Genomic DNA, 23,353 nt, shown 5'->3' with positions numbered 1-23,353 from the left:
GGCATCGGATTCCCGAGGGAGCGAAGCAATGGCGCAGGCACTGCTCGGCTGCATCGCCGACGATTTCACCGGTGCGACCGATCTCGCCAATATGCTGGTGCGCGGCGGCATGCGCACAGTTCAGACTATCGGCGTACCGGATACAGACGTCAGCATCGAAGCGGATGCGCTCGTCGTCGCACTAAAGTCGCGCACGGTTCCTCGCAAACAAGCCGTGCGGCAATCGCTCGACGCACTGGAGTGGTTGCGTGCGCAAGGCTGCCGGCAGTTCTTCTTCAAGTATTGCTCTACGTTCGATTCGACCAATCGAGGCAACATCGGCCCCGTCGCGGATGCGTTGCTTGACGCGCTGAAGGGCGACTTCACTATCGCTTGTCCGGCGTTTCCAGAAAACGGCCGGACCGTCTTTCGTGGCAATCTTTTCGTCGGCGACGTGTTGCTGAACGAATCGGGCATGGAGAATCATCCACTCACGCCAATGTCCGACTCCAACCTCGTGCGGGTGTTGCAGCGGCAGACCAAGTCCAAAGTCGACCTCATTCGATACGACATCATCTCGAAAGGCCCGGAGGCCGTCCGGGCGCGCATCGAAGAATTGAAAGAGGACGGCGTGCGGATCGCCATTGCCGACGCGCTTTCGGACGCCGATCTGTACACAATGGGCCGCGCATGCCGCGATCTACCTTTGGTCACTGGCGGCTCTGGAATCGCGCTCGGATTGCCGCAGAACTTCCATTCGGCGGATCTGCTCGTATACACAGGTGATGCCGCCGAGCTTCCTTGCATCGATGGCGGGTCGGTCGTGCTTGCCGGCAGCGCTTCCAAGGCGACTAATGCGCAGGTGGCCGAGTGGCGCGCATCCAGGCCTAGCTTTCGTATCGATGCGATTGCGCTGTCTCGCGGCGAACCGATGGTCGAGCGTGCTGTTGAATTCGCGCGCAGCCATGAAGAGACAGTATTGATCTATGCCACGACGTCGCCGGACGAGGTCAAGCTCGTGCAGAAGGAAGTGGGCGTCGAGAAGGCGGGGCATTTAGTCGAAGCTGCGCTCGCTTCTATCGCGTGCAAACTCCGGGACGCTGGCGTACGGAAGTTCGTTGTCGCAGGCGGGGAGACTTCGGGTGCCGTGGTTCAAGCGCTCGGTGTCCGCTCCCTGCGTATCGGGCCGCAAATCGATCCGGGTGTACCTGCGACGCAATCGATCAGTGCCAGGCCACTAGGGCTGGCTCTTAAGTCGGGCAATTTCGGAACGGTGAATTTCTTCTCCAAAGCATTGGAGGCATTGAACGGCGCGCAAGTGGCCGCGTAAAGAAGATGCACTTGTTGTCGCGGGAACGCTTTCCGTTATCGCTTGCAAACAGACGCTCCATGATGCTTGATCATCCTCGCATCATGGAGCGCTTTTAGCATCTAGCGAGACGCACCACTCGTCAGTCGAAGCCGATCATGGCCTTGGTCTCGAGATATTCCTCAAGCCCGAAGACACCCATCTCCCGTCCATTACCGGAACGCTTATATCCGCCCATCGGCGCCTCAGTGTTGCTCGCCGCACCATTGAGAAACACGCGCCCCGCTTGAAGTTGGCGACCGACAGAAACACCTCGTTCCCGGTTCGATGAGAACACGTAAGCGCCTAAACCGTACGGCGTTCCATTTGCGATATCAATGGCTTCTTCCTCCGTGCGATAAGGAATGACGGCAAGCACCGGACCGAAGATCTCTTCCTGGGCGATGCGCATCTGGGGCGTCACGTTGGAGAATATCGTCGGCCTCACGAAGTAACCACGCTCAAGTCCATCGGGACGACCTACGCCGCCAACGCGAAGCGTGGCGCCCTCTTCGGTGCCGATTCTGATGTAGTCCTGTACTCGTTCGAACTGCAGCTTGTTGACGACGGGCCCCATGGTCACCTGCGGGTCGAGCGGGTTCCCCACTTTTACTGCCTTCCCTTCTTCCTGAAGCAATGCCAGCAGTTCTTCCTCTTGGCTTGCGTGAACCAGGATGCGCGTCGGCGCATGGCACGATTGGCCGGAATTCGAAAATGCGCGGGCGACGTTCCATTTGGCCGCGGCGCGCAAGTCCGCATCATCGAGGATCACGTTCGCCGATTTTCCTCCCAGCTCCTGAGCAACGCGCTTGACGGAGGGCGCAGCCGCTTCCGCGATCAGGACACCGGCTCGGGTCGACCCGGTGAACGACACCATGTCGATGTCCATGTGCTTGCTGATAGCATTGCCTACGATGGGGCCGTCGCCAAGCACGAGGTTGAAGACGCCCTTCGGGACGCCCGCCTCGTGAAGCACTTCCGTGAGGTGGATGGCACTCAACGGCGTGAATTCACTTGGCTTGAGAACCACCGTGCAGCCGACAGCGAGCGCATATGCGAGCTTGGTGGCGAGAAGCTGAAGAGGCCAGTTCCACGCGGTGATCAGACCGCATACCCCAATCGGTTCGCGACGAACCGTGTTGGGCCCCAGGCGATACTCGAACTCGTATTCCCGAAGCGTTGCAAGTGCCTGCTTGAAAGAGCCGAGCGCCGCCGGCACATGAATCTTTTGCGAAATCGGTGTACCCAGTTCGAGCGTGACGACCTCTGCGAGCTCGTGCTCGCGGCGAACGAAGCAGTCGATGATGGTCTCGAGCAGTTCGATGCGTTCGCTCTTCGAAGTCTTGCTGAACGAAGTGAAGGCAGCGCGCGCGGCCTTCACCGCCAGATCGACGTCTTGCGCGCCGGCCAGCGTGACGCTTGCGACCGGTTCCTCAGTAGCAGGGTTCACCAGGGTCCATTCGTTACGGCTAAGCGGCGAAACCCACTCTCCATTGATATAGCACTTCTCGTACGATCGCATATACATCTCCAGTTTGATTTGGTCAGCCCCGTCTCGCTTGGGCGTTGCCTTGTAAAGCGTGTGTTTCCCGTGGTTCGGGTCCGTCTACCAGGCGCGCTATTCGCGCCTAAGCGCCGAGATTCATGGCGGGCCGCCTGCGCTCTGGCGGAAAGACACACCAGCTCCCGTCGGCATGGCGAAAGAAGATGAACGCTAGCGGGCAGTCGTTCGCTGGCCCTTCAACACGTACGAATCTGTATTGATCGTTGCGACCGTGAATGAACTGCGTGACGCGAATTCCATTCGCTGCTCCAATCCACTTTTCGACAAGCGTGCGTAACGATGTTCTCGAAAGGCTCACTGCTTTCTCCTACTCTACATGCGGCCCCGAAGCGCCTGCCTATTTGCCGCGTCTAAAGCGACGATGATAGAAGTTTGAAATCGCACAGACGTTGGGTCAAGTCAGCTATTATGGTGTCGTGGTAAGCCGCGCTAACCGACAACGAAAATCATGAGACAAGGCGGAGATAACGCGCCCGCCGGTTGAAGCTCTGCTAACCGGCTGCAGTTGAAGGAGACACAATAAAGATGGAACTTCGGCATCTTCGCTATTTCATTGCGGCCGCAGAAGAAGAGCACTTTGGGCGAGCCGCCGTGCGATTGCACATCACCCGACCCGCCGTCTCGCAGATCATCGCCGACCTGGAGGGGGAACTCGGAACCCCACTGTTCGAGCGGCTGGCGCACACGGTGAAGCTCACCGCGGCTGGGCGCACGCTGTTGCCCCATCTCGTGCGGGTCATGGACGACCTCAATGAAGCGATAGTCCTGACCAAGCGTGTTGGACATGGCATGACAGGGACGCTGCGCATTGGATACGGATCGCTAACGCTGATGCATTCCATGTTCCGTGCCGCAGTCAAGCAGTTCCGCGAGACCTATCCGGAAATCAGCCTGTCGCTGGTTGAACTCTCTACCTCGCTACAACCCAAGGCTCTTGCAGAGGGGAAGATTGATGCCGGCTTCATGCACCTGGGCCCCAGCCCGCATCCGGGCAAGCGCCGTACTGAGATCAACATCGAGCGCGAAGGCATCGTTCTCGATTCCTTGTGCATTCAGACAGGCCACCTGGGCGTCGCGGTTTCAAACGACCATCGGTTAGCGCGCAGGAAGTCGCTTACGCTCGCCGATCTCGCCGACGAAGGGTTCGTAGTCGATCCAAAATCCAGCAGTAGTCTGAGCTATGGACAGTTGTACGCGTTCTGTCAGGCAGCCGGGTTCGAGCCGAACATCGTTCAGGAGGTCAGCACGATTGCCTCGCAGCTCAACCTTATTTCCGTGGGCATGGGCATTGGATTGGCGGTCATGGGCAAGAACTTCATGTATCCGAGCGACCTGACGATCATCCCGCTGACGAACCTGGACTATTCGACCCGCTTTATCTTCGGATGGGTACGCCGGCAGAACGATCCGATTCTGGACAAGATGATCGAGATCGTGAAGAACCTGTCGAAGTAGACGGGTTGGTGTTTTTGGGAGAGACACAACTGGGGCCGTCAATCGCCCCCAGCGCGCAGGCCCCTCAACGCTCGAACACCTCCGGATTGACCATGTTGGACAGCAACGTACCGTTCAGCGCGCCGACAAGGTTCTCGGCAGCGTTCTTGTTCATTGCGCGTCGCGTCTCCTGTGTGGCGGATCCGATATGCGGCAACGTCACGACGTTGTTCATCTTCAGAAGCGGCGACTCGGCCCGGAGCGGCTCTTCTAGATAGACATCGAGTCCTGCGCCCGCAATGGTGCCCTCTTTGAGCGCTTCGACCAGCGCTGCTTCGTCGACGATTTCGCCGCGCGACGCGTTGATAAGGAATGCGCTGCGCTTCATCGCCTTCAGTTGCGGCGTACTGATCAGATTGCGGGTCTCCGCGGTCAAGGGCGGTTGCAGCAAAACGAAGTCGGACGCGCTGAGCAATTCGTCCAGTTCCACCTTCCTGGCCCCGTACTCGCGTCCAGCACGCTCGTTGACGCCGCGGTCCACGTACAGAACGTTCATCTGGAAGCCCAAGGCAGCGCGCCGGGCGACCGAGGTTCCAATACGACCCAGCCCAACGATGCCGAGCGTCTTGTGATGGACATCCACGCCAAACTTGTCCTCACCAATTTTCTTGGTCCACTTTCCAGCTTTTACGAAGGCATCGAGTTCGGCGAGGCGTCGGGCCGTGAGGAGGACCAGCGAAAACGCAGTGTCGGCGGTCGACTCGGTAAGGACGTCCGGTGTGTTCGTCAGCAAGATCCCGCGTTGATTCAGATAGTCAATATCGAACGCATCGAAGCCTACCGACACCGTTGATAGCACCCTGAGACGCTTGGCGTCCGCGAGGGTCTCGGCATTCATCTTCACGCCGGTTCCAATCGCGCCGTCAGCATCCTTGAGCGCGTCGATGAGCGCGCCCGGCTGCTTCGGATCAACGATTGTGACCTCCGCGTGAGACCGCAGGTAGACAATCGTTTCGTCGGGCAGCGGCTTATACACTACGATTTTGTTCATTCGCAAGATCCTTGAGGGATAGCAGTCAGAGGTCGCGCATCATCGCGGCTTTTGCGCTCGCTCCGCTCACCAGAAACGAGATGTCGGTACCAGTCGAGACGTATCGTGCGCCCATTTCCACGAACTGCGCGACGAGTTTCGGATGAGCATTGAGGCCGCCGACACCAAGGTGCTTGCCGTGCTTTCGACATGCGGCAATGCCCTTCGTGTAAGCATCGCGCACGCTCTCATGCTCGAACTGACCCGCAATGCCAAGCGATGCGCACAAGTCGTTAGTCCCGATGAAGAGCAGGTCCACGCCTTCGATTGCGGCAATCTCGTCAATCGCGTCGAGCGCTTCCTTGGTTTCGATCATGATGACGACCATCGTCGCGTCGTTGACCGCCTCACCGACTTCGGAAGTCGGAAACGAGCGAAAGCCCATGTGCGGCAGCACGCCGCCATGAGAGCGCTCGCCCAGCGGCGGAAACTTGGCCGCACGAACGACCTGCCGCGCCTGCTCAGCGGTCTCGACATGCGGCGCAATGACGCCGAGCGCGCCACCGTCGAGAATGCGCGCGATCACATCCGACGCGAGATTCGGCAGGCGAACGAATGGCGCGATACCTGCGTTCAGCGCCGAGATACAGATTTGGCTCGTCGTTTCCATCGAGAGCGCGCTGTGCTCTAGGTCAATGTAAAACGTATCGAAACCCGCCGTTTTGGCAATCGTTACGATTTCGGCCGTTCTGACCAGTCGAACGGTCATGGAGAGCGCCACTTCATCGCGCGCCAGCTTCTCCTTGACGACATTTCTAACGAGTTCCCGCGCGGTTACTTTCATGTTGTCTCCTCGAGTACACAAGAAGCGCTCACGCGCTTCCCGTTTAGCGCACGCTGGCGAGTGCTCGCTTGAGCGCTGCGACACCGCTTTGCGGGCTGGATAGTACAGGGATGTGCACGCCCTGCAGCTGCGGAACAAGCCGTGCCATTGAAGCCTGCGCCAGCACGACCACGTCGACCTGCTCGGTCAGAGCCGAGATCGTGCCCTTCACAATTTCGTCATGTTTGGCGGCGTCGCCGCTAAGCAGCGCCTCGAACGCGCCTTCCGCGATGCGCTCCGTCACGTCAATCGTGCGGCCCACTTCGGCGGCCTTTTTCTCGATCAGCCGCACGGTCGGTTCGAGCGTCGTTGAAACAGTTGCGACGACGCCAATTCGGCGGCCAATCGAGCTCGCTTCCTCGGCCATCGCCTCATCGATTTTGACGATCGGCGTTGTAACGAAGTTGCGGACGTAGTCAACTGCTTCGCCAACCGAGGAGCATGCGTTCAAAATAATGTCGGCATGCATCGCTTGTGCATTGGACATGTATGAGTTGATCCGACTTGCGACTTCGGGCGTCAGATGCCCGGCAGTTCGTACATCGGCAAGCAAGCTGTCGTCAATGATATTGATGACGCGCGCCTCAGGAATTTGCTCGCTGATTTGCTCCTTGATTGGCTGAACTGTAACCGGCCCGGTGTGAATTACGGCAATCGTAGTCATAGCCTAAGAGGGTTCCGTATAAGAGCGGCGTTAGACGAGATGCATTGTTCGATGCAGTCGCGTCAGAATGTTGGCAACACGATACGGAAAAATTCCGTTTCCTCTATCGCCCTGAGTGGCACCGGACCTTCGTTGGCGTCGAACTCAAACGCCGAGTGAAGACCGTACTCTTTTCCTTCAAAGCTGACCTTGCCCTTACTCAGGAAGAGCAACTCGATGGACGGTTGCAGCCCTGCGGCAAACGACGCCCCGGCTTCAACCTTGACAAAACCGATTCGTGTATTGCGTTCGGTAAACGAGCCGAGCCATTTCGTAAAGACGCCTTGCGTCGGTTCTGGGATCCACGCATAGTTCGCCGGGTTCATCAGTACAAGATCGTTGTATCGCGGCTGGGCATATTCCAGCTTGCGACCCATCACTTGTTCGAAGCAGGCCTCAAATCCGTCCTGATTATGCTTCTTGCCCGACTCGTCATACCAAGTGTAAATACCGTCTTTGAATTCGCCTTTGGTTTTAAGCAGCTGATTCGCTGCCTCACGCTCCTCTACACTGGCGAAGCCGTATCCTTGGGCGCCACCAAACTGGCAGACCATCATTTCCAAGCCTTCCGGACGGTCTTGCGGCCCGTAGTACACGCTTTCAGGGAAGTACCCAACCCAACCTTCCGGCATGCTTTTGCCCTGTCCGTATGGGAAGCTGCCTTTGATTACATAGCGAATCTGATCGAAGTTGTGGCGGTGACTTGGCGCTGTCCAGCCGCCGGCACCTGTCCGGCCCACATTAATCAAATAGTTGTTCGGGGAGCCGGGCTTACCTTGCAACAAGAACTTTTGCTCAAGGACCCCCTCCCGCATGTTGCTTCCGATCCTGCCGAAGTCTGTCGACGAAGCTTCTGAAACTCGCATTTAATCCTCCTTACGGGTTATTACATGCCCGCGTTTAATTGCGGATGCGCCCGACGGCGCAAAGTCCAATTAACTGGAACATCCATTAGGACTCCTGAGTCGGATGCCCATTTCCTTTTCGCTGGCGGATATCCACCGCTATGCGCTGTTCATTCCATGCGCTAAGACTTCCATGCTAGGGCTCGAAGTACGTCGGTAGCGTCATCGACAGTTTCGAGCTGTCGGATCAATCGCTCAGCCGTTTCGATACCCGCATCCGGCGGAGCCACGGCCGCAACGGATGCGCAACTTGCAAACTTCTGGGAGAGCTGCTTCCAGGTAAGCGGTGCTTCAGGGCTGCCAGGGACCTTGCTTCCGAGCCGCTCGAACACCTGCCCGTCTTTCGTCGCAATCTCGATTCGCCCGTCAGGCAGCTTGAACGTCCAGTTCTGGCTCGGGTCCTGCACCGGCGTCACCTTGGACGCCATCGCGAGCACATCGGGATCTTTCAGCGCTTTCTCAGTGAAATCGGCTATGTCCATTTTTCCCTTGCTCGCCGCAATGCCCACGATGAACGGCAAGCTCATCTTTGCATCGACGAGCGTAGCCGGCGCGCGGCGGACGTCGAGCGGTGTGCACATGGTGTACGTGAAATCGCCGACATACGTCCGAATCGTCTCGATGTCTTTCGGCGCAAGCTGCTTCTCCTTCATCAGCTCGATGACAGCGTGAATATAGGTATGGGAATTTCCGACTGCGGGCCATGCCTTATAGAGCGTCGTACTTCCGAGAAACTGCTCGCCTAACCCGTCAAGCATTTTCTCGCGATCGTACTTCCCGCCGAAATAAACCTTGAATATCCCGGCTTTTCCTTCGAACAACGTGTCGATGCCCGTAATGCCCTTTTGCGCGAGCAAGGCGGCAATGACGACCCCCTTCGCAGTGAATCCGGCGTACAGGCCACGCAAGTCACTGCCGGTTGCGAAGATCACTTCCATCGTCCCGCACGACTGCTGGCTCGCAATGCCCAGCGCATGTGCGGTCTGCCTGGCGGACAATCCAAGCACGTGGGCCGCGGACGCCGTTGCGGAGAATGCGCCGACCATCGACGACAGGTTCCAATTCTGATTCCAGCCGACATTGCAACGCAAGCGGGCGAAAAGATCCTGCCCGATGGCGACGGCGGTGATGATCTTCTTCCCAGACACGCCGCCCGTGCGTTCGGCCAATGCAAAAACAGACGGTACGATCGAGCTCGCTGCGTGCGCGCCCCACGGTGTCTGATCGTCGAAGTCCAGGCAGTGCGCCATCGAGCCGTTAGCAAATGCTGCCGACATTGCCGGCAGCTTGCCGCCGAAACCGAGGACCGTGCTCTCTGCGGTCCCGCCGCTTTGTTCGAGCAGTTCTACCAGCGCTTTGACCGCAGGCTCCATCCCGCTCGCAGCCAACGTCACGCCCAGCGTGTCGAGTACCGTCTTCTTCGCGGCTTCGATTGCTTCGTCGGGCAGGTCTTCGTAGCGTGTATTCGCTGCGAAGTCGGCAAAGTGATGGCAGAGGTCCAGTTCGTCATTCATGAATAAGTAGCTCAGTAAATCACGGCTTATATCGTCGTTTGATTTTGCGCGTCGAACTTTCTTAAGTACAGTTCGTTTTCCTCGACAGCGTGGTAAGTTTCGCTGACTACAGTGCGCATCACGAAAACGACGCGTACTTAACGTTCTGGAACGCACGAAGCCCTTCGATGCCGCCTTCCGAATACATTCCGCTCTCTTTGTGACCGCCGAACGGCGTTTCCGGATACGTGACGCGCCAGCCATTACAGATGACGTTGCCTGCTTCGAGGTCGTTGACCGCGCGGTGAAGCGTTTCGAATTCTCGCGCGTGCACATAAGCGCCGAGGCCGTAAGGCAGTCGATTCGCTAAGGCTATTGCCTCATCGTACGTATCAAACGGCGTCAACGCCGCAATCGGTCCGAAGGGCTCGGCGTTCGAGAGCTTTGCTTCGATGGTTGCGTCCGCGACGATAGTGGGTTCGTAGAAGAAGCCCGGTCGCTCGATCCTCTTTCCTCCGGTCGTAACTCTCAACTCGCGTTGCTTCGCGTCGGCGATCAGATCCTCAATCGCTTTCAGACGTCTTTCGCTTTTCAATGGCCCCATCTGGGTCGAGGAATCAAAGCCACAGCCCACGATGATCTGTTTCGCCTCGGCGGTCATAGCGTCGACGACGTCTGCATAGATCGAGCGTTGCACGTAGAAGCGAGTCGGGGCGAAACATACCTGTCCCGAATTTGCGAACTTGGCGGCGACCGCTCGTTTGGCAAAGGTACGCACGTCAATACCCTCGAAAGCCAACACGGGTCCGTGGCCGCCCAATTCCATGATCGGGCGCTTCATGTGCGTGACAGCTTGCTGCGACAGCAGCTTGCCGATAGCGGTCGAACCGGTGAACGTAATTGCTCGCGTTACAGGACTTTCGAGCAACTTGGTGGACATCATCACGGGATCACCAGCGAGCACCGACAGGACACCGGCAGGAAATCCGCATTCGTACACGATCTGGCCTAGCGCGAACGCGCACGCCGGCACTTCTTCGGATGCACGCAGCAGGATCGAACAGCCCGCACCGATGGCACCTGACATTTTTCGCGAAGGTGTTACCAGCGGTCCATTCCAGGTGACGAAAGCGGCGACCGGACCCACAGGTTCAACAAGCGCCATCTGGCGGGCGTTTAACTCTCTAGATGGAATGACGCGTCCATATGCGCGCCTACCCTCTTCGGCCGCCCACTCCCACATCCCCGCTGCGACTTCTACCTCTCCGAGCGCCTCACTCCATGGCTTGCCAAGCTCCAGGACCAACAGTTCGGCGAGCGCGTCTGCTCGCTCGCGCATACGATCTGCAACACGCCGCATAAGCTTGCTGCGCTCGAAGGCAGACGTGTTACGCCAGATATCGAACCCTTTGCTCGCCGCGACCAGCGCTTCATCGACGTCGGCTTCGGTAGCCATCGGCATAGCGCCCAGAATCGAACCAGTCGTGGGGTCGATGACGTTCATCGACGCCTGAGTGCTTTCATATCGCATCTCGCCTGCGATAAGCTGGCCCAACCTTGGATACCGTTTGGCCGCTTCTTCTCTGGTCCTGTTCATTTGTTTCCTTCTGTCCATGTTCCCGTCGAGCGACTTGCACTACGACCACCGCTACTACATCAGGAACACGCCCTTACCACCGCTTTGACGGTTAAAGGCTTGATAAGCTTCGTCGGCTTGCTCCAAGCGCCAACGATCGGTAAACAATGCGTCGAGATTGAGGCCTCGATCAACGACGAAGTCGGCGCATGCCCGCTGTCCCTGGACCGACATGGTCCAGGACGTCAGAATGCGAACCTGGGTGCGCAGATACTTTGCCAGCGACAGACTGAATTCAGAGCCGATTCCGACCAGACACACGGTGCCCCAGGGGCTTACTGAGTCGAGCGCGTCGCGATTGGCCGCAGCAGCGCCCGAAGTTTCCAACGCAACGCTTGCGCCTCTATCATTGGTGAGCTCCCGGATCGCCTCGGCAACTGGAACTTCGAGGGGATTGATCACCGCATCGGCGCCGAACTCTTTTGCTGTTCTGCGACGACTTTCATCAATATCAAGTGCGATGACCCGAGCGCCTTGGGCCTTGGCAAGCATCGTTGCAGACAGGCCCACAGGCCCTTGTCCAAACACGGCAACGGTGTCTCGGCCGGTTAGGCCGATGCGCTCAAACGCGCCCCAAGCTGTTCCCGTGCCGCAGGAGATGGCGGCGCCTGCCTCGAAGCTGAGCCGTTCATCCAACGGCACTAGCGTATCGGCCGAGACTTTCATATAGGGAGCGTGCGCCCCATGAGCGTCAGTTCCATACACCGTTATCGGCGCAGTTCGGCACATTTGGGGCCATCCGGACCGGCAGTCCGGACAGCCCATGCAGCCGGCGTAGTGATGCACCATCACACGCGCACCAACGCGTGCATGAGGGCCTACCGCACCCTGACCGACTGCCACGACTACTCCACAGGGCTCATGACCGGCAATGACTGCCGGAACTTCTCCCGCCGGTCGCCGATACCAGTGAAGGTCGCTTCCGCACATCCCCGAAGCCTTGATTTCAAGAACGACCTCGCCGACGCCCGGGGTTGGATCCGCAAAGGTTGCAAGTTCGAGAGTTGAGTCACCGCGAAACACAATACCGCGCATGTCCGATTTTCCTCTTCTGGGTTGAGCTGTCGATTGCGGAAGACAGGTCACACCGTATTCACGAGTAAGCGTGTGAGCGCCCGCGTAGGGCAGCTCAATCCTTGACCGGATGTCTTGCTTATTGTCGAGACGCGGTGGACGCGAGCGTGCCGTCCGCCTCAGACATCTCCTCAGGCTCCAATGCCTCGAGGGATTGTTGGTTGGTCTCGATACCAGCCAACATGATCAAAATCGCGATGAAAATATATGCTCCGGATATGGCGAAAACGACACCGGTAATTCCGAAGCGGTTAAACAACTCGAGGACGATGAAAGGCGAACCAATCAAACCAAGCCGTCCAAACATTTGCGCCACTCCGCCCCCACGGAATCGATATTCCGTCGGGAACATTTCCGGCGTCATACCTAGACCCAGCGTCAGGAAGATTGCGACGGACGATACAAGCAGGAAGCCGCACAAGATAATCGTGGTTGCGGACGTGAGGAACGGGTAAATCGCTCCCAGACACGCGCACACAGCAGCAAACACCATGATGGCAGTACGTCGTCCCATCTTGTCCGAAACGTACGAAAGGAACAGCGGCCCAGCGATCCATCCGCCCATCATTGCAGCGGTGAAGCCCAGCGAGTGGGTAACGCTCATACCTTGCTTGACGAAGAATGTAGGCATCCACCCGGTGAGGCTATACGACCCGAACAGACAGATAACGTTCACTACGATTGCAAGCAAGGTACGCCGGATGACCGTCCTCGAGAAAAGCGTGGAAAGCGGTACCCAATGCGCCTCTTTGGCAGGCGCTGTTGTTTGCGTAGCAGAGGGTAGCGGCGTCGCAACGCCCGCATCTTTTTCGATGGCCCGCATAACCTCTTCCGCTTCAGCATGGCGCCCCACCCGTTCCAACCACCGGGGCGATTCGGGAAGGTGACGACGCATCCACCAAACCCAAAGCGTCCCGACACCGCCGATCACGAACATTGGGCGCCAACCGATCCACGGAATAATGAATGTCGCGACGACCGCCGTCACGAAAACTCCGGATCCTCCAATCAGGGCGAGTTTTCCCAGGTACCGTCCACGATGCGACGGCGGAACAAATTCGATGATGAGGCCATATCCCATGACGTACTCAGCGCCCATCCCGATGCCCATAATGAAGCGAGCAGCGATGAGCCACGGCATTGATGGGGCGAGCGCCGACACAAGCGCCATTCCACCGAAAATCGCAAGGTTGAACTGGTAAGCAAAGCGACGCCCGAACTTGTCGCTCAACCAACCTGCAAGTGCTGCTCCAACTGTCAGGCCGACGAACGTTGACGACATGAAGACGGAATTCAGCTGCAACGTTGACCAGCCGCTCTTGAGCATTGCAGCAAGGACGGAACTCGAAAGCGTATTATCGAATGAGTCGAAGAACATACCCAATCCGATTAGCCATAAGACGCGCGTATGGAAAGGCCCGATCGGAAGGCGATCAAGCCGCGCACCTGCATTTACCCTATTGCTCATCCGAAGTCTCCTAATAAACCGCCGCTCTAGTCTTCTTCCTAGAAGCTCGTCACGACGCCGCGCGAGAGCGTGTTCTGCACTCGCCGGTGTGGTGAGCGCCCACGCACCGCGAGTACGGCTGCTTGCCGATTGCTGCTATTGATGCGCAGGTCAGGAACGAATAAAACTTCACCTTCTGCTGGCGAACGAGAGTGCCTTGGTACAAGCTTATCGCAGCACTGACCCCCTTTAGCCTCTCGCTTGTGAGGAGCTACCGCCTCGAGGCTTGACTGTTGTTCGGAAAGACGTCCCGATGGACAGCAGGTTGCGCCGCACGCGTCACCATTGCGGTGGACTGGCTTATCGAAGGTTGTCTCCCTGCTTATTCGGCCGGTAGCCATCTTGTAAGGCTAGTTTGCTGTGTGAGCTCCGCTGCGTACAGTTGATTATTCTTCTTTTTGCGTAAGCTAAGCTAACCGAGGCGCCCCCCTTCAGATTGCCAGTGTTTGATGAAACGGGACCGGTACGGGAGCAAGTACCGGTTTATCCGGGGTTCTGCGGTCGGTCTGGCCGTCCTTGTCCTTTGCCGATCGCATCTCCAATCGCTGCCGCGCTAACGGGCAAAACGCAACATGTGCTGCTTGCGAGCGCCTTCCCGAAGGCGTCGATTTCTCCTGACCGTAAAAAATAGAGAAACTCGCGACGTCGCATCGAGAGTAGACAGACATAAAAACACGACATCTGTATTTAGCCGGCGGTACGACATTTCAAAATAGCCGGGACATGCGTGTGTCGAGGCTTTTTTGAAATGTCGAACACGACATTCTCATGTTGCTCCTACATGCGTGCGTGCGACACGACGGCCTTATGTCAACCGGGGTCGAATTGGACCATCGCTTACCTTGCTGCAGCACGGTCTAGTACACCTCGACATGGTGCTTTCCCGTTTCCCTGCCGCGCGACGTGTCTCCCAAGCCGCGGCGCCGGTCTTGCCGACGGTTCAAGACGGGCACGTGGCGAAGCTCCGTTAAACTGCTTACGCGGCGGCTCAAAAAGTTTGCTTTGTCGCTGCGGTCGTTGGCTTGTATCAACTAGCGAGAACGCAATGTCTGATGACAAAAAGAACCGCGGACCGGATGACAGAAGCCGAATCAACGTCAATGAAGATTACGAACTGCGCTATTGGAGCGGCAAGATTGGCTGTACCCATGACGAGCTGAAAGCCGCTGTGAAGAAAGTGGGCGTGATGGCGGCCGATGTTGAGGCCTATCTGAAAAAGAGCAAGTAAGACAAGGCCATGTAGGGTTGTTCGGCCCTGCATGGTCGCACCGATTCGTGTTCCGGCATCGCGCCGACCGCGCCACGCTAGCGACAGGGCAGGTTCGTGGCCGACCGATGCCGCCGGTCGATCCACAGAACGACTTAACGCTCGGCGTTTTGCCAGCCCGTTGAGTCATCGACACGATCGCTCGGACCGTTCTCGATGAAATCGTCTTCGAAGCTCTGGCCGATCAATTATCGTAGTTCGCTTGCTCGCTACTGACGATGGCTCGGAACATTTGGATCAACGCGTTGCCATCTTGAAGATAGGCGACGACTACACGAGCAGTGCGCAGCGAAACCGATTCGCGGACGGGCGGCGCCGTACTTCCATCATGCAATTCGAATGCGAAACGATGGACCTTTTCATGCCCTTCCGGCAGTCCGGTATGGCCCCAAATTGTTGCTCTCATGCACGTACAAAAGGAATTTTTCGAGGAGAGGTCGTATGCTTTTCCAGCTACGTCCCCGTGAACTGAAGCTTGGCCGCGAAGACGTGAGAAAGCCTGCTTCGAACAGCGCTCGGTTGACTTCGATCGGATGCCTACGCGCGTGCGCAGAAGCCTTCAACCTGCTTCCACTTCAACCCGATCTGGATGGAGGCCGCAGTCGATCGCCTGTTGCTCGACATCTTCGGCTGACTCACAGCCGGCTATCGCGCCAAGTTCTTCGTCGCCGGCAAACAGCTTTCCGGACCATTGCCCGTTCGGCGCGCGGTAGATGCGCAATATGATCGTGTCGTCTGCCATGGCCGTCTCCCAGGAATTTTTTGCAGGATACACGCGCGCGCTGGCACGCGTCAGTAGCGCCGCGTGGCGCAGGCATACGCTATGTGCGCTTGTGATGCGGACGGGGCGTCAGAGCCCTGTCGCGTGAGCATCAGGCGCGTTCGCATCGTCCGATCGAGCTTGAGGGCGTCAAGACAACCCCGGTCGCGATTTTCACCAGTGAAAATCCCCTCCTCCGCACTCGCCCAAAAGCCTCACCGTTTATAACGGGAGTCGTCACGGGTGCTGTCTTCTCGGAGGGCGCCTCTTCCTCTTCGGCCCTGACCCGTCAAAGGCATGCCCTATAAGCACGGTCAGACACCGAATGGGAAATGCCGCCTGCCGATCTGGGGCGTCCGCGACAGGCACATCCGTTGCGCTGGATGAAAAGCGCTGCAGGCGCTCCTTTTACGTTCATAGGAGGAACGGATGCGAGAGGACGAGAATACCGGCGCGATTCCAACGCCCGATTCACTCAGCGAAGTGCGCGTCGCGGCAGTCCAGGAAAACATTGCGGCCGGAATCGAGACGGTGGAAACGGGTTGTCGTCCATGAAGAAGAGCATCCTGTCTCGCTGCAACTCCGTAGTCAGAAGGTCGACGTTCAGCGCATACCCATCAACCGGCCGGTCGAAGAGAAAGAGGAGCCACGGCGCAAAGGCGATACCCTCGTCATCCCAATCTACGAGTATGTCCCAGTGGTCCGGATGCAGCTCACCTTGAAGGAAGAGGTGCGCGTCAGGACCACCGAAGCGCAAGAAGACGTGACGTCTCGCGTGCTGACAAACTCAGAAGAACTCGTCGTTGAGCGTCGCGACGGCCCGAACGGTCCATGGAAAAAAGACCGATCATTCGACTGAATTGACTAGAGGAAAAGCGGAACATTTGTTGCAACACTGCCAGACACTCAGACACATTGGTCCTTTAACTTGTTCGGAGAACTTGAAATGGCACAAACGATAATCGGCGTATTCGACACGTTCGAAGCGGCGGAGCGCGCTCAAACGCGACTTGAGTCGGAAGGCATCGCTCGCGCGCAGATGGAAATTCATCGCGCGACTACCGGGGACATCTCGGCGACGGGCGGTGATCCGACGGGCCGGTCTGTCACTAGTGAGGTTGCGGACGACGGACGTCACGATGTGCCCATAAGCGGCATTGAACACTTCTTCAAAAGACTGTTCGGCGGCGACGACGAACCTGAGGAGATCGGCCACTATCACGAAGCAGTTCGTCGAGGGGGCGCATTACTTTCCGTGGAGGTCAACGACGAAGCATCTGTGGAACGGGTACGGGACGCACTGTATGCATCAGGCGCGGTCGACATCGACTCGCGCGTCGCGCAGTGGCGCAGTAGCGGATATACGGGCTACGACCGCAACGCACCCACCTACACCGCAGACGAAATCGCGGCAGAACGTAAAGCTTTTCCGGTCGTCCAGGAAACGCTGGAGGTCGGCAAGCGCGAAGTGCACACGGGCGGCGTTCGCGTATATTCCCGCGTGACCGAAACGCCGGTCAGTGAATCAGTCAATCTGCGTGAAGAACGCGCAACCATTGAGCGCAGAGCCGTGGACCGTCCGGCGACCGCAGCTGATCTCAAGGAAGGCTCCGTCGAAATTCGCGAAACACAAGAGCAGCCCGTGGTTGCCAAAACCGCGCGTGTCGTTGAAGAGGTGGTGGTGGGCAAGGAAGCGTCAACCAGGACGGAGACCGTCAACGATACGGTACGTGGCACCGAGGTAGACGTCGAAAGAACGGAGGGTACCGATGGAGGTCCCCGCCGTCATCCCGGTTAATAAGCCGCCGCTTTAAAACCGGTAGGTGGGGATGAGCGCGAAACGGCCGCGCCCGTCCCCTTTGTTTCTCGTCTACATCAGCTCTCGCGTTTGGAGGAAGCCATGGCGAAGACGGTCCACGAACCGGTCGACTCCCTGATCACGGAGAAGGCCGACACAACCTATGAATTTCCGACCAGCGCAAACCACGGCGCGTCGAGTGGAGACACTCAGCCGCCCGCGACCGCTGGGGACGGCAATCAACGCGAAGCTTCACAGTCTGGAAACAGCCAGTCATCAGGCGACGACGCGCGCGCAAACATGAAAAACAAGCTCTCGGACGTACAAGATACTGCCGTTGAAAAGTACAGACTTGCGACGGAGACGACTGACGATTTTGTGCATGACAACCCTTGGAAGGCGATTACCATCGCTGCACTTGGAGGCGTGATCATTGGCATGCTGGTTTCGCGGTAGACAGATGCGAACTGCTGCCTAGACCATCGTCGAGCGACGTATCGCCCGCCATGGCTGCAGAGCGCCGCTGACGGTCTGGCGGACGGGCCCGACACGGGCCGGCACACGAGTCCGCCAGCATGACTGCTGAGCATGCGCGCCGCGGGTCTGCCGGGCGTTATAACACGAACCGTTTGCTCTTCTGTCCGCGCTGCGCGATATGCTGTGGATGGACGCGGTCAACACTCAATGGCCCCTCCCGCCGGACCACGTCGGGGAGGGACTGGAGCTTCACTGTTTTATTTTGCCGGTCGCCTTTCCATTTCCGTCCGTCCCCGAAGCGCCATCCGGCGACATGCCCTTTTCACGTTGCTGCATCAGTGTGGGGCCGCCTGGGGTGCTTGCCCCGCTAGAAGCGCTGTCGGCCGCTTGATTCGTCGCGGCGCCGTTCTGAGTCGTTGGTGACGGCGCCTTCTGCGTGGTTTGCGCGAACGCGCTCGTGCCGGTCGCTACAAGGAGGACGCTTAATAAAGCTGAGATGCGATTCATGGCTGTCTCCGGAGCCTTTCACGGCTTCCCTCATTCTTGAACCAGATAGATTACGGCGCGACGGAACCCGGGTCACGGTCACGATCCGCCGCCCCACTGGCTGCGTCTTTCGCATCCTCTTCTGCGTTGCCGACTTGTTTTCTTGCCTCGCCGCCAATTTGCTGAGCGTCGCCCTTCGCCTCCTGCGCGGGATCGTCCGTCATCTTGCCGACACCCTCGTTGATCTTCTCCTTCACCTTCTCTCCGACGCCTTTCACCTGATCTTCATTCATGGCCGCGCTCCTGATGCGCCTGCGGATCGCAAGCGCATATAGCGACGCAAAAAAGATGCCTTGAAATAAGGGCCGTCTATAGTGAGACGAGGAGGCGAGAAATGTGGCAATCGTTCGAGATCATGCTGGAACGCCAGTCCGGCGGCTGGGTCTTGGCAGCCTTTCTATCAAACGCGGAAGATGGCACAGCTATCATGGTCGGACAGTCTTCGGAAGCTTTTGCTACCGAAGAAACGGCGCGTCTTAACGCAGAGCGCTCGTTGCACGACCTCTACGACAAGCCTATAGCGGACGAGCGACAAGCCTAGGGGCATGGCCGTTGCTCTATTCGCACCATGACACATTCAAAGACTGTCATGGTTGCGACGCCTGGATTATGGACCGATCGCCTGTTTGACCGCGTGTTGCCGCCGGTCGTCGTGCTCATTGTCGACGACGATACGGCCGGCGCGCAGGCGTTGGCTGCGGTTGTTGTGGTTGAAGGTTTTCGGGCGACGGTCGTTGAGAGTGGCCCCGACGCCTTCCGAATGCCGCTGGCGACAACGCCTCACGTCGTGATTCTCGATATGGAGATGCCCGCGTGCGATGGGTTCGCGGTGGCTTCAGCCATGCGAGGCTCCAGCCGCTTCGCGAACACGCCGATTATCGCCTACACCTCGCTGGCGGAAGCGGATGTGGAGGAACGTGGCAAGCAGGCGCAAATCGATGCTTTCTGCCGCAAAGGCATTTCGATCCAGCCGCTGCTCGATCTCATCGAACATGTCGCACCCGTCTAACTTCCGAGCGCGTCAATGGCTCATCCACTGCAGCGCGCGCTGGGCCGCCTCGGTTGACCGAAAGCTTCGACGGTCGTCACGCATCGCTTGCTGCGGTTCGGTGCCTTCCTTCGATCCCGAACCGGTCGCTGAAAGCACGTCGGTCGGAGGAGTCTGGTTATCTTCGTAGGGACCGGTCGAGCGAAGCGACACCGGGCGGCAACCACGTTGCGCCGGACACAGTTTCGCGTGAAAAGAAAAACCCGCTCGATTGAGCGGGTTGAATCCATATCGGTGGACATGGAGGAGACAGGGTTAGTATAAACCCTTATCGCCGGAGTGCAAGGCCATCCAGGATTGGCAACCGATCCGCCCTCCTCGTTCGCCTGGCCCCGGGCGCAAGGCTTGCGCCTCTGGCGACAGGAGGTGCCGCCATGAAAGCGACAGCGTTCTTGGAACAAGCCAAACGGGAAGCGCAACTCATCGATGCGCTTTTGGTTGCGCGCTATGCGCTCGTCATCCATGACGGCATGACGCTGTTGGGCGACGACGAACCACCCACGCGGTGGCGAGCCAGTTTCAAGGCCGAGCTTCGGCGCATTGACGCGGCTCTTGAGATGACGGGCATCGACACGCAGCGACCGCTTCGCCCGCCGATGATCGGGAACGACGCAGGGTACGATGGCGACGGCTTGCCGCCGGACGCGGACGACGAATGACATGGGGCGATGGAATGGTTCGCGCGCGACGACGCGCGTACGCCCTCTCGAGACTGCGCCAGGCGAAATGCCGGCCCTCATCGAGCCACAACTGGCCACATTGGTGGAGCGACACCCTGCGAAGGGAGATTGGTCCTACGAGATCAAGTTCGACGGCTACCGAATGCTCGCTCGCATCGAGTTGGGCAACGTCAAGCTGATCACCCGCAACGGACACGATTGGACAGAGCGCATGCCTCGGCTGCGAGACGCATTGGCGGGCCTGCCCGTCGGCAGCGCATGGATTGACGGCGAGGCGGTCGTGCTGGACGCCAGTGGCAAGCCCGACTTCAATGCGCTGCAGAACGCGTTCGACCGGCGCAGTACGGCAGACATCGTCCTGTATGTCTTTGATCTTTTGTGGCTCAACGACACTGACATCCGCGAGCAGCCGCTCCGGTCGCGCCGGGCCCTGCTTCACGAGTTGATTCAGAGCGTTGCGAGCCCTCTCCTTCGCTATTCCGACGATTTCGCCGAGGACCCGACCTCGCTCGTCGCATCGGCCTGCAAGATGAAACTCGAAGGCATCATCGGCAAGCGCGCCGATGCGCCGTACCGCTCGGGACGTTCAAACGACTGGATCAAGCTCAAATGCAATCTCAGGCAAGAGTTCGTGATTGGTGGCTTCTCGCGTGTGAAGGGCGCCAAGACGGGCGTGCGCTCGTTGTTGCTGGGCGTCTACGAACAAGACGGCACGCTCAGGTATGCGGGCCATGTTGCGCCTCATCTGACGCCCTCCCGCAGTGCCGCGTTCAACAAGCGCGCTCAAGCCTTGTTTCAGCCTCAGCCCACCTTCTACAACGCGCCTGAACCCGAGCGCGATCGCGAGTTCCATTGGCTCGCGCCGGACATTGCGGCGGAGGTGTCCTTCCTGGAGTGGACGCCCAATGGAGAAATCCGGCATCCCGTGTTTCATGCCCTGCGCGAAGACAAGACTGCGCGGGCGGTCACGGAAGAAAAGGTCGTCGACGATCCACAAGCAGGACATGTCGGCTCGACACGGGAACGACCCGGTCCCCGCGGCACGGTCATGGTGGGCGACATCAAGATCAGCAACCCACAGCGCGTGATGGATCAGGCCTCAGGCCGCATCAAGCTCGACATCGTGCGCTACTACGACGCGATCGCGGAGTGGGCGCTGCCCTACCTGCACGCCCGGCCGCTTGCGCTCGTACGTGCGCCTGACGGGATTGCGGGTGAACTGTTCTTTCAGAAGCACTCCGAGCGTGCGCGCATTCCCGGCGTGGAAGAGTTGCCCGTAAGCGTCTATCCGGGACACAAACCGCTGCTGGTTGCTAACACCGCAGACGCACTGGTCGGGCTCGCTCAGATGAGCGTCGTCGAGATCCACTCATGGAACGGCGTGGCGCCCGATCTGGAACACCCCGACCGTGTCATCTTTGACCTCGATCCCGATCCCGCGTTGCCTTGGTCCGCAATGTTGGAAGCCGCATCACTCGTCAAGGTCGTGCTCGACGAACTGGGTCTACGCTCCTTTGCGAAGACGAGCGGCGGCAAGGGATTTCACATCGTCGTGCCGCTCACCCGCCGGCAGGGATGGGAGGAGGTCAAGCTTTTCTCACAAGCGGTCGCACAGCACATGACACGCGTCGTGCCGCAGCGATTTTCAGCCGTCCTGGGCCCGAAAAATCGAGTCGGCAAGATCTTCATCGACTATCTGCGCAATGGACGAAGCGCCAGTACGGTGGCCGCGTTTTCGGTGCGCGCCCGCCCGGGCATGGCGGTATCGATGCCGATATCGTGGGATGATTTGACGGAGGTAAAAAGCGGCGACCAATGGACGATGGCGCAAGCCATCCACCGACAACGCACGCTTGCAGCGGACCCATGGGAAGGCAACTGGCGCACGCGGCAAGGAATCACTGCCGCGATGCGACGGGCGGTCGGCATGAAGCGCTAGACAGGTAGCATTTCATGCCGGTGGAGTAGACAATCAGACCTTAGCCATGTCACTTACGCGCCTCGGTGCCCTTCAGTTCATCGTGCTTGTGTGAGTGCGTCGCCGCATATTGAGTTCGAAGTGGGCGCCCTTGCCGCTTCTCGTCGGAGGAAAATGTTCGCCCTCCACACACGTGACTTCGAACGTATCCTTGCCATCGTCATGAACGACGGAATAGATGCCGGACACCTTGACTATCTCACCGGGCTTATACGAATTGTCGCCTGCCATCGTTGCACCTCCTCAGTAAAGCACAAAAACCGTTGAGCAAGGCGCGTTCCGAGTGGCTTTCGGCAGGCGGCTGCCGCTGCCCACGATTATGCGGCGAGTCGATGCTCGTAGTAGGGCCGGTCTCGGTCCTCGAGAATCGCATCGAGTGCGGCGAGGTCGGACGCCTGCGGATTCAACCAGGCGTCGACGTTCTCACGTTTGATCGGGACGATGCAGCGATCGTGGCCTGCGGCTTCCACCTCGGCAGGCGGCTCGTCTGTGATGGCGGCAAACGAGAGGAGCTCCGGCTGACCGGGAGCCGTCCACTTCGACCAGAGACACGCGACCATCAACAGCTGACCGTTGTTGGGCCGAAACTCCAGGACGACATTTTCACCAGGCGCCTGTGGTCCGTCATGCGTCTCGAACAATGTGTTCTCGCACTTCGCGCGCGCGACATTCTCATAGAAGACGTCAACGAGCATCAGCCCATGTGTGTAGCCAAAACACGGCTTCCAGAACTTGTCCAGGCTATCGCGCCGCGCGTTGTACGTGCCGGGGTACTTAACATCGTAGTGCGCGGGCTTCCCCGCGATGCGACATTGATAGCGCATCGGCTTGACGACATACTGCCCGTCTTCGACCACCAGCACGGGGGCGTAGTAGCCGGGGAAAATGCGGGAGTCCCGCGGCTCTTGTTCAGTTCGACCAAAGTCAGCTGCATGATTCCGATCAGCAGCACCGCGAGCGCCAGCAGACCCGCGCCCGGAATACCCATGACAATGAACGCGACACCTATGAGCAGCATCTGGATGAACGCGATCCCGACCACGCCTTGAGCGACCGCGCGAATGGTGGCCGTGCAGAGATCCGCGATCTGCGCGCCATTGTCTAGAGAGCGTCAAGCAGCGCGGCCGGTCGTGTTGCCTCACGGAATGATGTTACTCCCGGCTAGTGTCCCGAGTTGAAAATTCATTGAATGATGGCGATTGCGTACTAGAGTGTCTGTATGTCACTTGATGCGAGGCGGCAA

The 23,353-nt window shown here is 58.6% G+C and carries 22 protein-coding genes and 3 pseudogenes; 10 read left to right on the top strand and 15 right to left on the bottom strand.

The window, feature by feature from the left end; genetic code table 11:
* Window positions 1–28 precede the first annotated feature (28 nt).
* Complete coding sequence (otnK, locus tag NCT32_RS31495; protein ID WP_061121255.1) at window positions 29–1,309, top strand: 3-oxo-tetronate kinase; 1,281 nt, start codon at window positions 29–31, stop codon at window positions 1,307–1,309.
* Window positions 1,310–1,430: 121 nt separating this feature from the next.
* Here otnK and NCT32_RS31490 read toward each other — a convergent pair whose 3' ends face one another.
* Window positions 1,431–2,849 (bottom strand): aldehyde dehydrogenase family protein, encoded by a 1,419-nt coding sequence (locus NCT32_RS31490; RefSeq protein WP_061121279.1) that lies wholly within the window; start codon window positions 2,847–2,849, stop codon window positions 1,431–1,433.
* A gap of 567 nt (window positions 2,850–3,416) precedes the next feature.
* Here NCT32_RS31490 and NCT32_RS31480 point away from each other — a divergent pair.
* Window positions 3,417–4,346, top strand: a complete 930-nt coding sequence (locus tag NCT32_RS31480) for a LysR substrate-binding domain-containing protein (RefSeq protein WP_061121256.1) — start codon at window positions 3,417–3,419, stop codon at window positions 4,344–4,346.
* A gap of 64 nt (window positions 4,347–4,410) precedes the next feature.
* Here NCT32_RS31480 and NCT32_RS31475 read toward each other — a convergent pair whose 3' ends face one another.
* From NCT32_RS31475 to NCT32_RS31435, 8 genes are all read right to left on the bottom strand, one after another.
* Window positions 4,411–5,376, bottom strand: a complete 966-nt coding sequence (locus NCT32_RS31475; protein WP_061121257.1) for a D-glycerate dehydrogenase — start codon at window positions 5,374–5,376, stop codon at window positions 4,411–4,413.
* Window positions 5,377–5,401: 25 nt separating this feature from the next.
* Window positions 5,402–6,199: an HpcH/HpaI aldolase/citrate lyase family protein gene (locus NCT32_RS31470; protein ID WP_061121258.1), complete on the bottom strand. Its 798-nt coding sequence runs from the start codon at window positions 6,197–6,199 to the stop codon at window positions 5,402–5,404.
* A gap of 43 nt (window positions 6,200–6,242) precedes the next feature.
* The gene (locus NCT32_RS31465; RefSeq protein WP_061121259.1) at window positions 6,243–6,902 is read right to left on the bottom strand and encodes an aspartate/glutamate racemase family protein; all 660 of its coding nucleotides are present in this window, start codon (window positions 6,900–6,902) and stop codon (window positions 6,243–6,245) included.
* A 62-nt stretch (window positions 6,903–6,964) separates the two neighbouring features.
* The gene (locus NCT32_RS31460) at window positions 6,965–7,807 is read right to left on the bottom strand and encodes a hypothetical protein (RefSeq protein ID WP_061121260.1); all 843 of its coding nucleotides are present in this window, start codon (window positions 7,805–7,807) and stop codon (window positions 6,965–6,967) included.
* 161 nt (window positions 7,808–7,968) lie between these two features.
* Window positions 7,969–9,360, bottom strand: coding sequence for an MmgE/PrpD family protein (locus tag NCT32_RS31455; RefSeq protein WP_061121261.1), 1,392 nt, complete (start codon window positions 9,358–9,360; stop codon window positions 7,969–7,971).
* A 118-nt stretch (window positions 9,361–9,478) separates the two neighbouring features.
* Window positions 9,479–10,936 (bottom strand): NAD-dependent succinate-semialdehyde dehydrogenase, encoded by a 1,458-nt coding sequence (locus tag NCT32_RS31450; protein ID WP_061121280.1) that lies wholly within the window; start codon window positions 10,934–10,936, stop codon window positions 9,479–9,481.
* A gap of 54 nt (window positions 10,937–10,990) precedes the next feature.
* Entirely contained in the window at window positions 10,991–12,010 is a 1,020-nt protein-coding gene (locus NCT32_RS37370) for a zinc-binding dehydrogenase (RefSeq protein ID WP_061121262.1), read from the bottom strand.
* Window positions 12,011–12,128: 118 nt separating this feature from the next.
* On the bottom strand, window positions 12,129–13,517 hold the full coding sequence (locus tag NCT32_RS31435) for an MFS transporter (RefSeq protein WP_061121263.1): 1,389 nt from the start codon (window positions 13,515–13,517) through the stop codon (window positions 12,129–12,131).
* A 1,084-nt stretch (window positions 13,518–14,601) separates the two neighbouring features.
* Here NCT32_RS31435 and NCT32_RS31430 point away from each other — a divergent pair.
* Window positions 14,602–14,784 carry a DUF3606 domain-containing protein gene (locus NCT32_RS31430; RefSeq protein WP_061121264.1) on the top strand — a complete coding sequence of 61 codons (183 nt, stop codon included), beginning with the start codon at window positions 14,602–14,604 and terminating at the stop codon, window positions 14,782–14,784.
* Window positions 14,785–15,382: 598 nt separating this feature from the next.
* Here NCT32_RS31430 and NCT32_RS31425 read toward each other — a convergent pair.
* The gene (locus tag NCT32_RS31425) at window positions 15,383–15,565 is read right to left on the bottom strand and encodes a hypothetical protein (protein WP_061121265.1); all 183 of its coding nucleotides are present in this window, start codon (window positions 15,563–15,565) and stop codon (window positions 15,383–15,385) included.
* A gap of 529 nt (window positions 15,566–16,094) precedes the next feature.
* On the opposite strand from NCT32_RS31425, the gene NCT32_RS31420 reads away from it, so the two are divergent.
* The 3 genes from NCT32_RS31420 (at window position 16,095) to NCT32_RS31410 (ending at window position 17,837) form a co-directional block, all read left to right on the top strand.
* Window positions 16,095–16,442: a DUF2382 domain-containing protein gene (locus NCT32_RS31420; protein ID WP_250491131.1), complete on the top strand. Its 348-nt coding sequence runs from the start codon at window positions 16,095–16,097 to the stop codon at window positions 16,440–16,442.
* Window positions 16,443–16,529: 87 nt separating this feature from the next.
* The gene (locus NCT32_RS31415) at window positions 16,530–17,381 is read left to right on the top strand and encodes a YsnF/AvaK domain-containing protein (RefSeq protein ID WP_061121267.1); all 852 of its coding nucleotides are present in this window, start codon (window positions 16,530–16,532) and stop codon (window positions 17,379–17,381) included.
* A gap of 102 nt (window positions 17,382–17,483) precedes the next feature.
* The gene (locus NCT32_RS31410; RefSeq protein ID WP_061121268.1) at window positions 17,484–17,837 is read left to right on the top strand and encodes a YqjD family protein; all 354 of its coding nucleotides are present in this window, start codon (window positions 17,484–17,486) and stop codon (window positions 17,835–17,837) included.
* A gap of 270 nt (window positions 17,838–18,107) precedes the next feature.
* Here NCT32_RS31410 and NCT32_RS31405 read toward each other — a convergent pair whose 3' ends face one another.
* Window positions 18,108–18,365, bottom strand: coding sequence for a hypothetical protein (locus NCT32_RS31405; protein WP_086961555.1), 258 nt, complete (start codon window positions 18,363–18,365; stop codon window positions 18,108–18,110).
* A gap of 50 nt (window positions 18,366–18,415) precedes the next feature.
* Complete coding sequence (locus tag NCT32_RS31400; RefSeq protein ID WP_061121269.1) at window positions 18,416–18,637, bottom strand: CsbD family protein; 222 nt, start codon at window positions 18,635–18,637, stop codon at window positions 18,416–18,418.
* 101 nt (window positions 18,638–18,738) lie between these two features.
* Between NCT32_RS31400 and NCT32_RS31395 the strand changes: the two genes are divergently transcribed.
* The 4 genes from NCT32_RS31395 (at window position 18,739) to ligD (ending at window position 22,071) form a co-directional block, all read left to right on the top strand.
* The gene (locus NCT32_RS31395; RefSeq protein ID WP_061121270.1) at window positions 18,739–18,945 is read left to right on the top strand and encodes a hypothetical protein; all 207 of its coding nucleotides are present in this window, start codon (window positions 18,739–18,741) and stop codon (window positions 18,943–18,945) included.
* Between the two features lie 48 nt (window positions 18,946–18,993).
* On the top strand, window positions 18,994–19,413 hold the full coding sequence (locus NCT32_RS31390; protein ID WP_061121271.1) for a response regulator: 420 nt from the start codon (window positions 18,994–18,996) through the stop codon (window positions 19,411–19,413).
* 413 nt (window positions 19,414–19,826) lie between these two features.
* The gene (locus NCT32_RS31385; RefSeq protein WP_061121272.1) at window positions 19,827–20,111 is read left to right on the top strand and encodes a hypothetical protein; all 285 of its coding nucleotides are present in this window, start codon (window positions 19,827–19,829) and stop codon (window positions 20,109–20,111) included.
* 1 nt (window position 20,112) lies between these two features.
* A complete protein-coding gene (ligD, locus tag NCT32_RS31380; RefSeq protein ID WP_086961567.1) occupies window positions 20,113–22,071 on the top strand; it encodes a DNA ligase D in 1,959 nt (652 codons plus the stop codon).
* A 49-nt stretch (window positions 22,072–22,120) separates the two neighbouring features.
* Here the strand turns inward: ligD and NCT32_RS31375 are convergent.
* From NCT32_RS31375 to NCT32_RS31365, 3 pseudogenes are all read right to left on the bottom strand, one after another.
* Window positions 22,121–22,341 (bottom strand): annotated as a pseudogene (locus tag NCT32_RS31375) (hypothetical protein).
* 86 nt (window positions 22,342–22,427) lie between these two features.
* Window positions 22,428–23,036 (bottom strand): annotated as a pseudogene (locus tag NCT32_RS31370) (SOS response-associated peptidase family protein); the annotation flags it as partial.
* Window positions 23,036–23,212: pseudogene (locus tag NCT32_RS31365) on the bottom strand (AI-2E family transporter); the annotation flags it as partial. The pseudogenes NCT32_RS31370 and NCT32_RS31365, both read right to left, overlap by 1 nt.
* Window positions 23,213–23,353: the final 141 nt, after the last annotated feature.

It is taken from the genome of Caballeronia sp. INML2 (assembly GCF_023631365.1).
Taxonomy (GTDB): domain Bacteria; phylum Pseudomonadota; class Gammaproteobacteria; order Burkholderiales; family Burkholderiaceae; genus Caballeronia; species Caballeronia turbans.
This window is presented reverse-complemented; position numbering and strand designations above follow the sequence as displayed.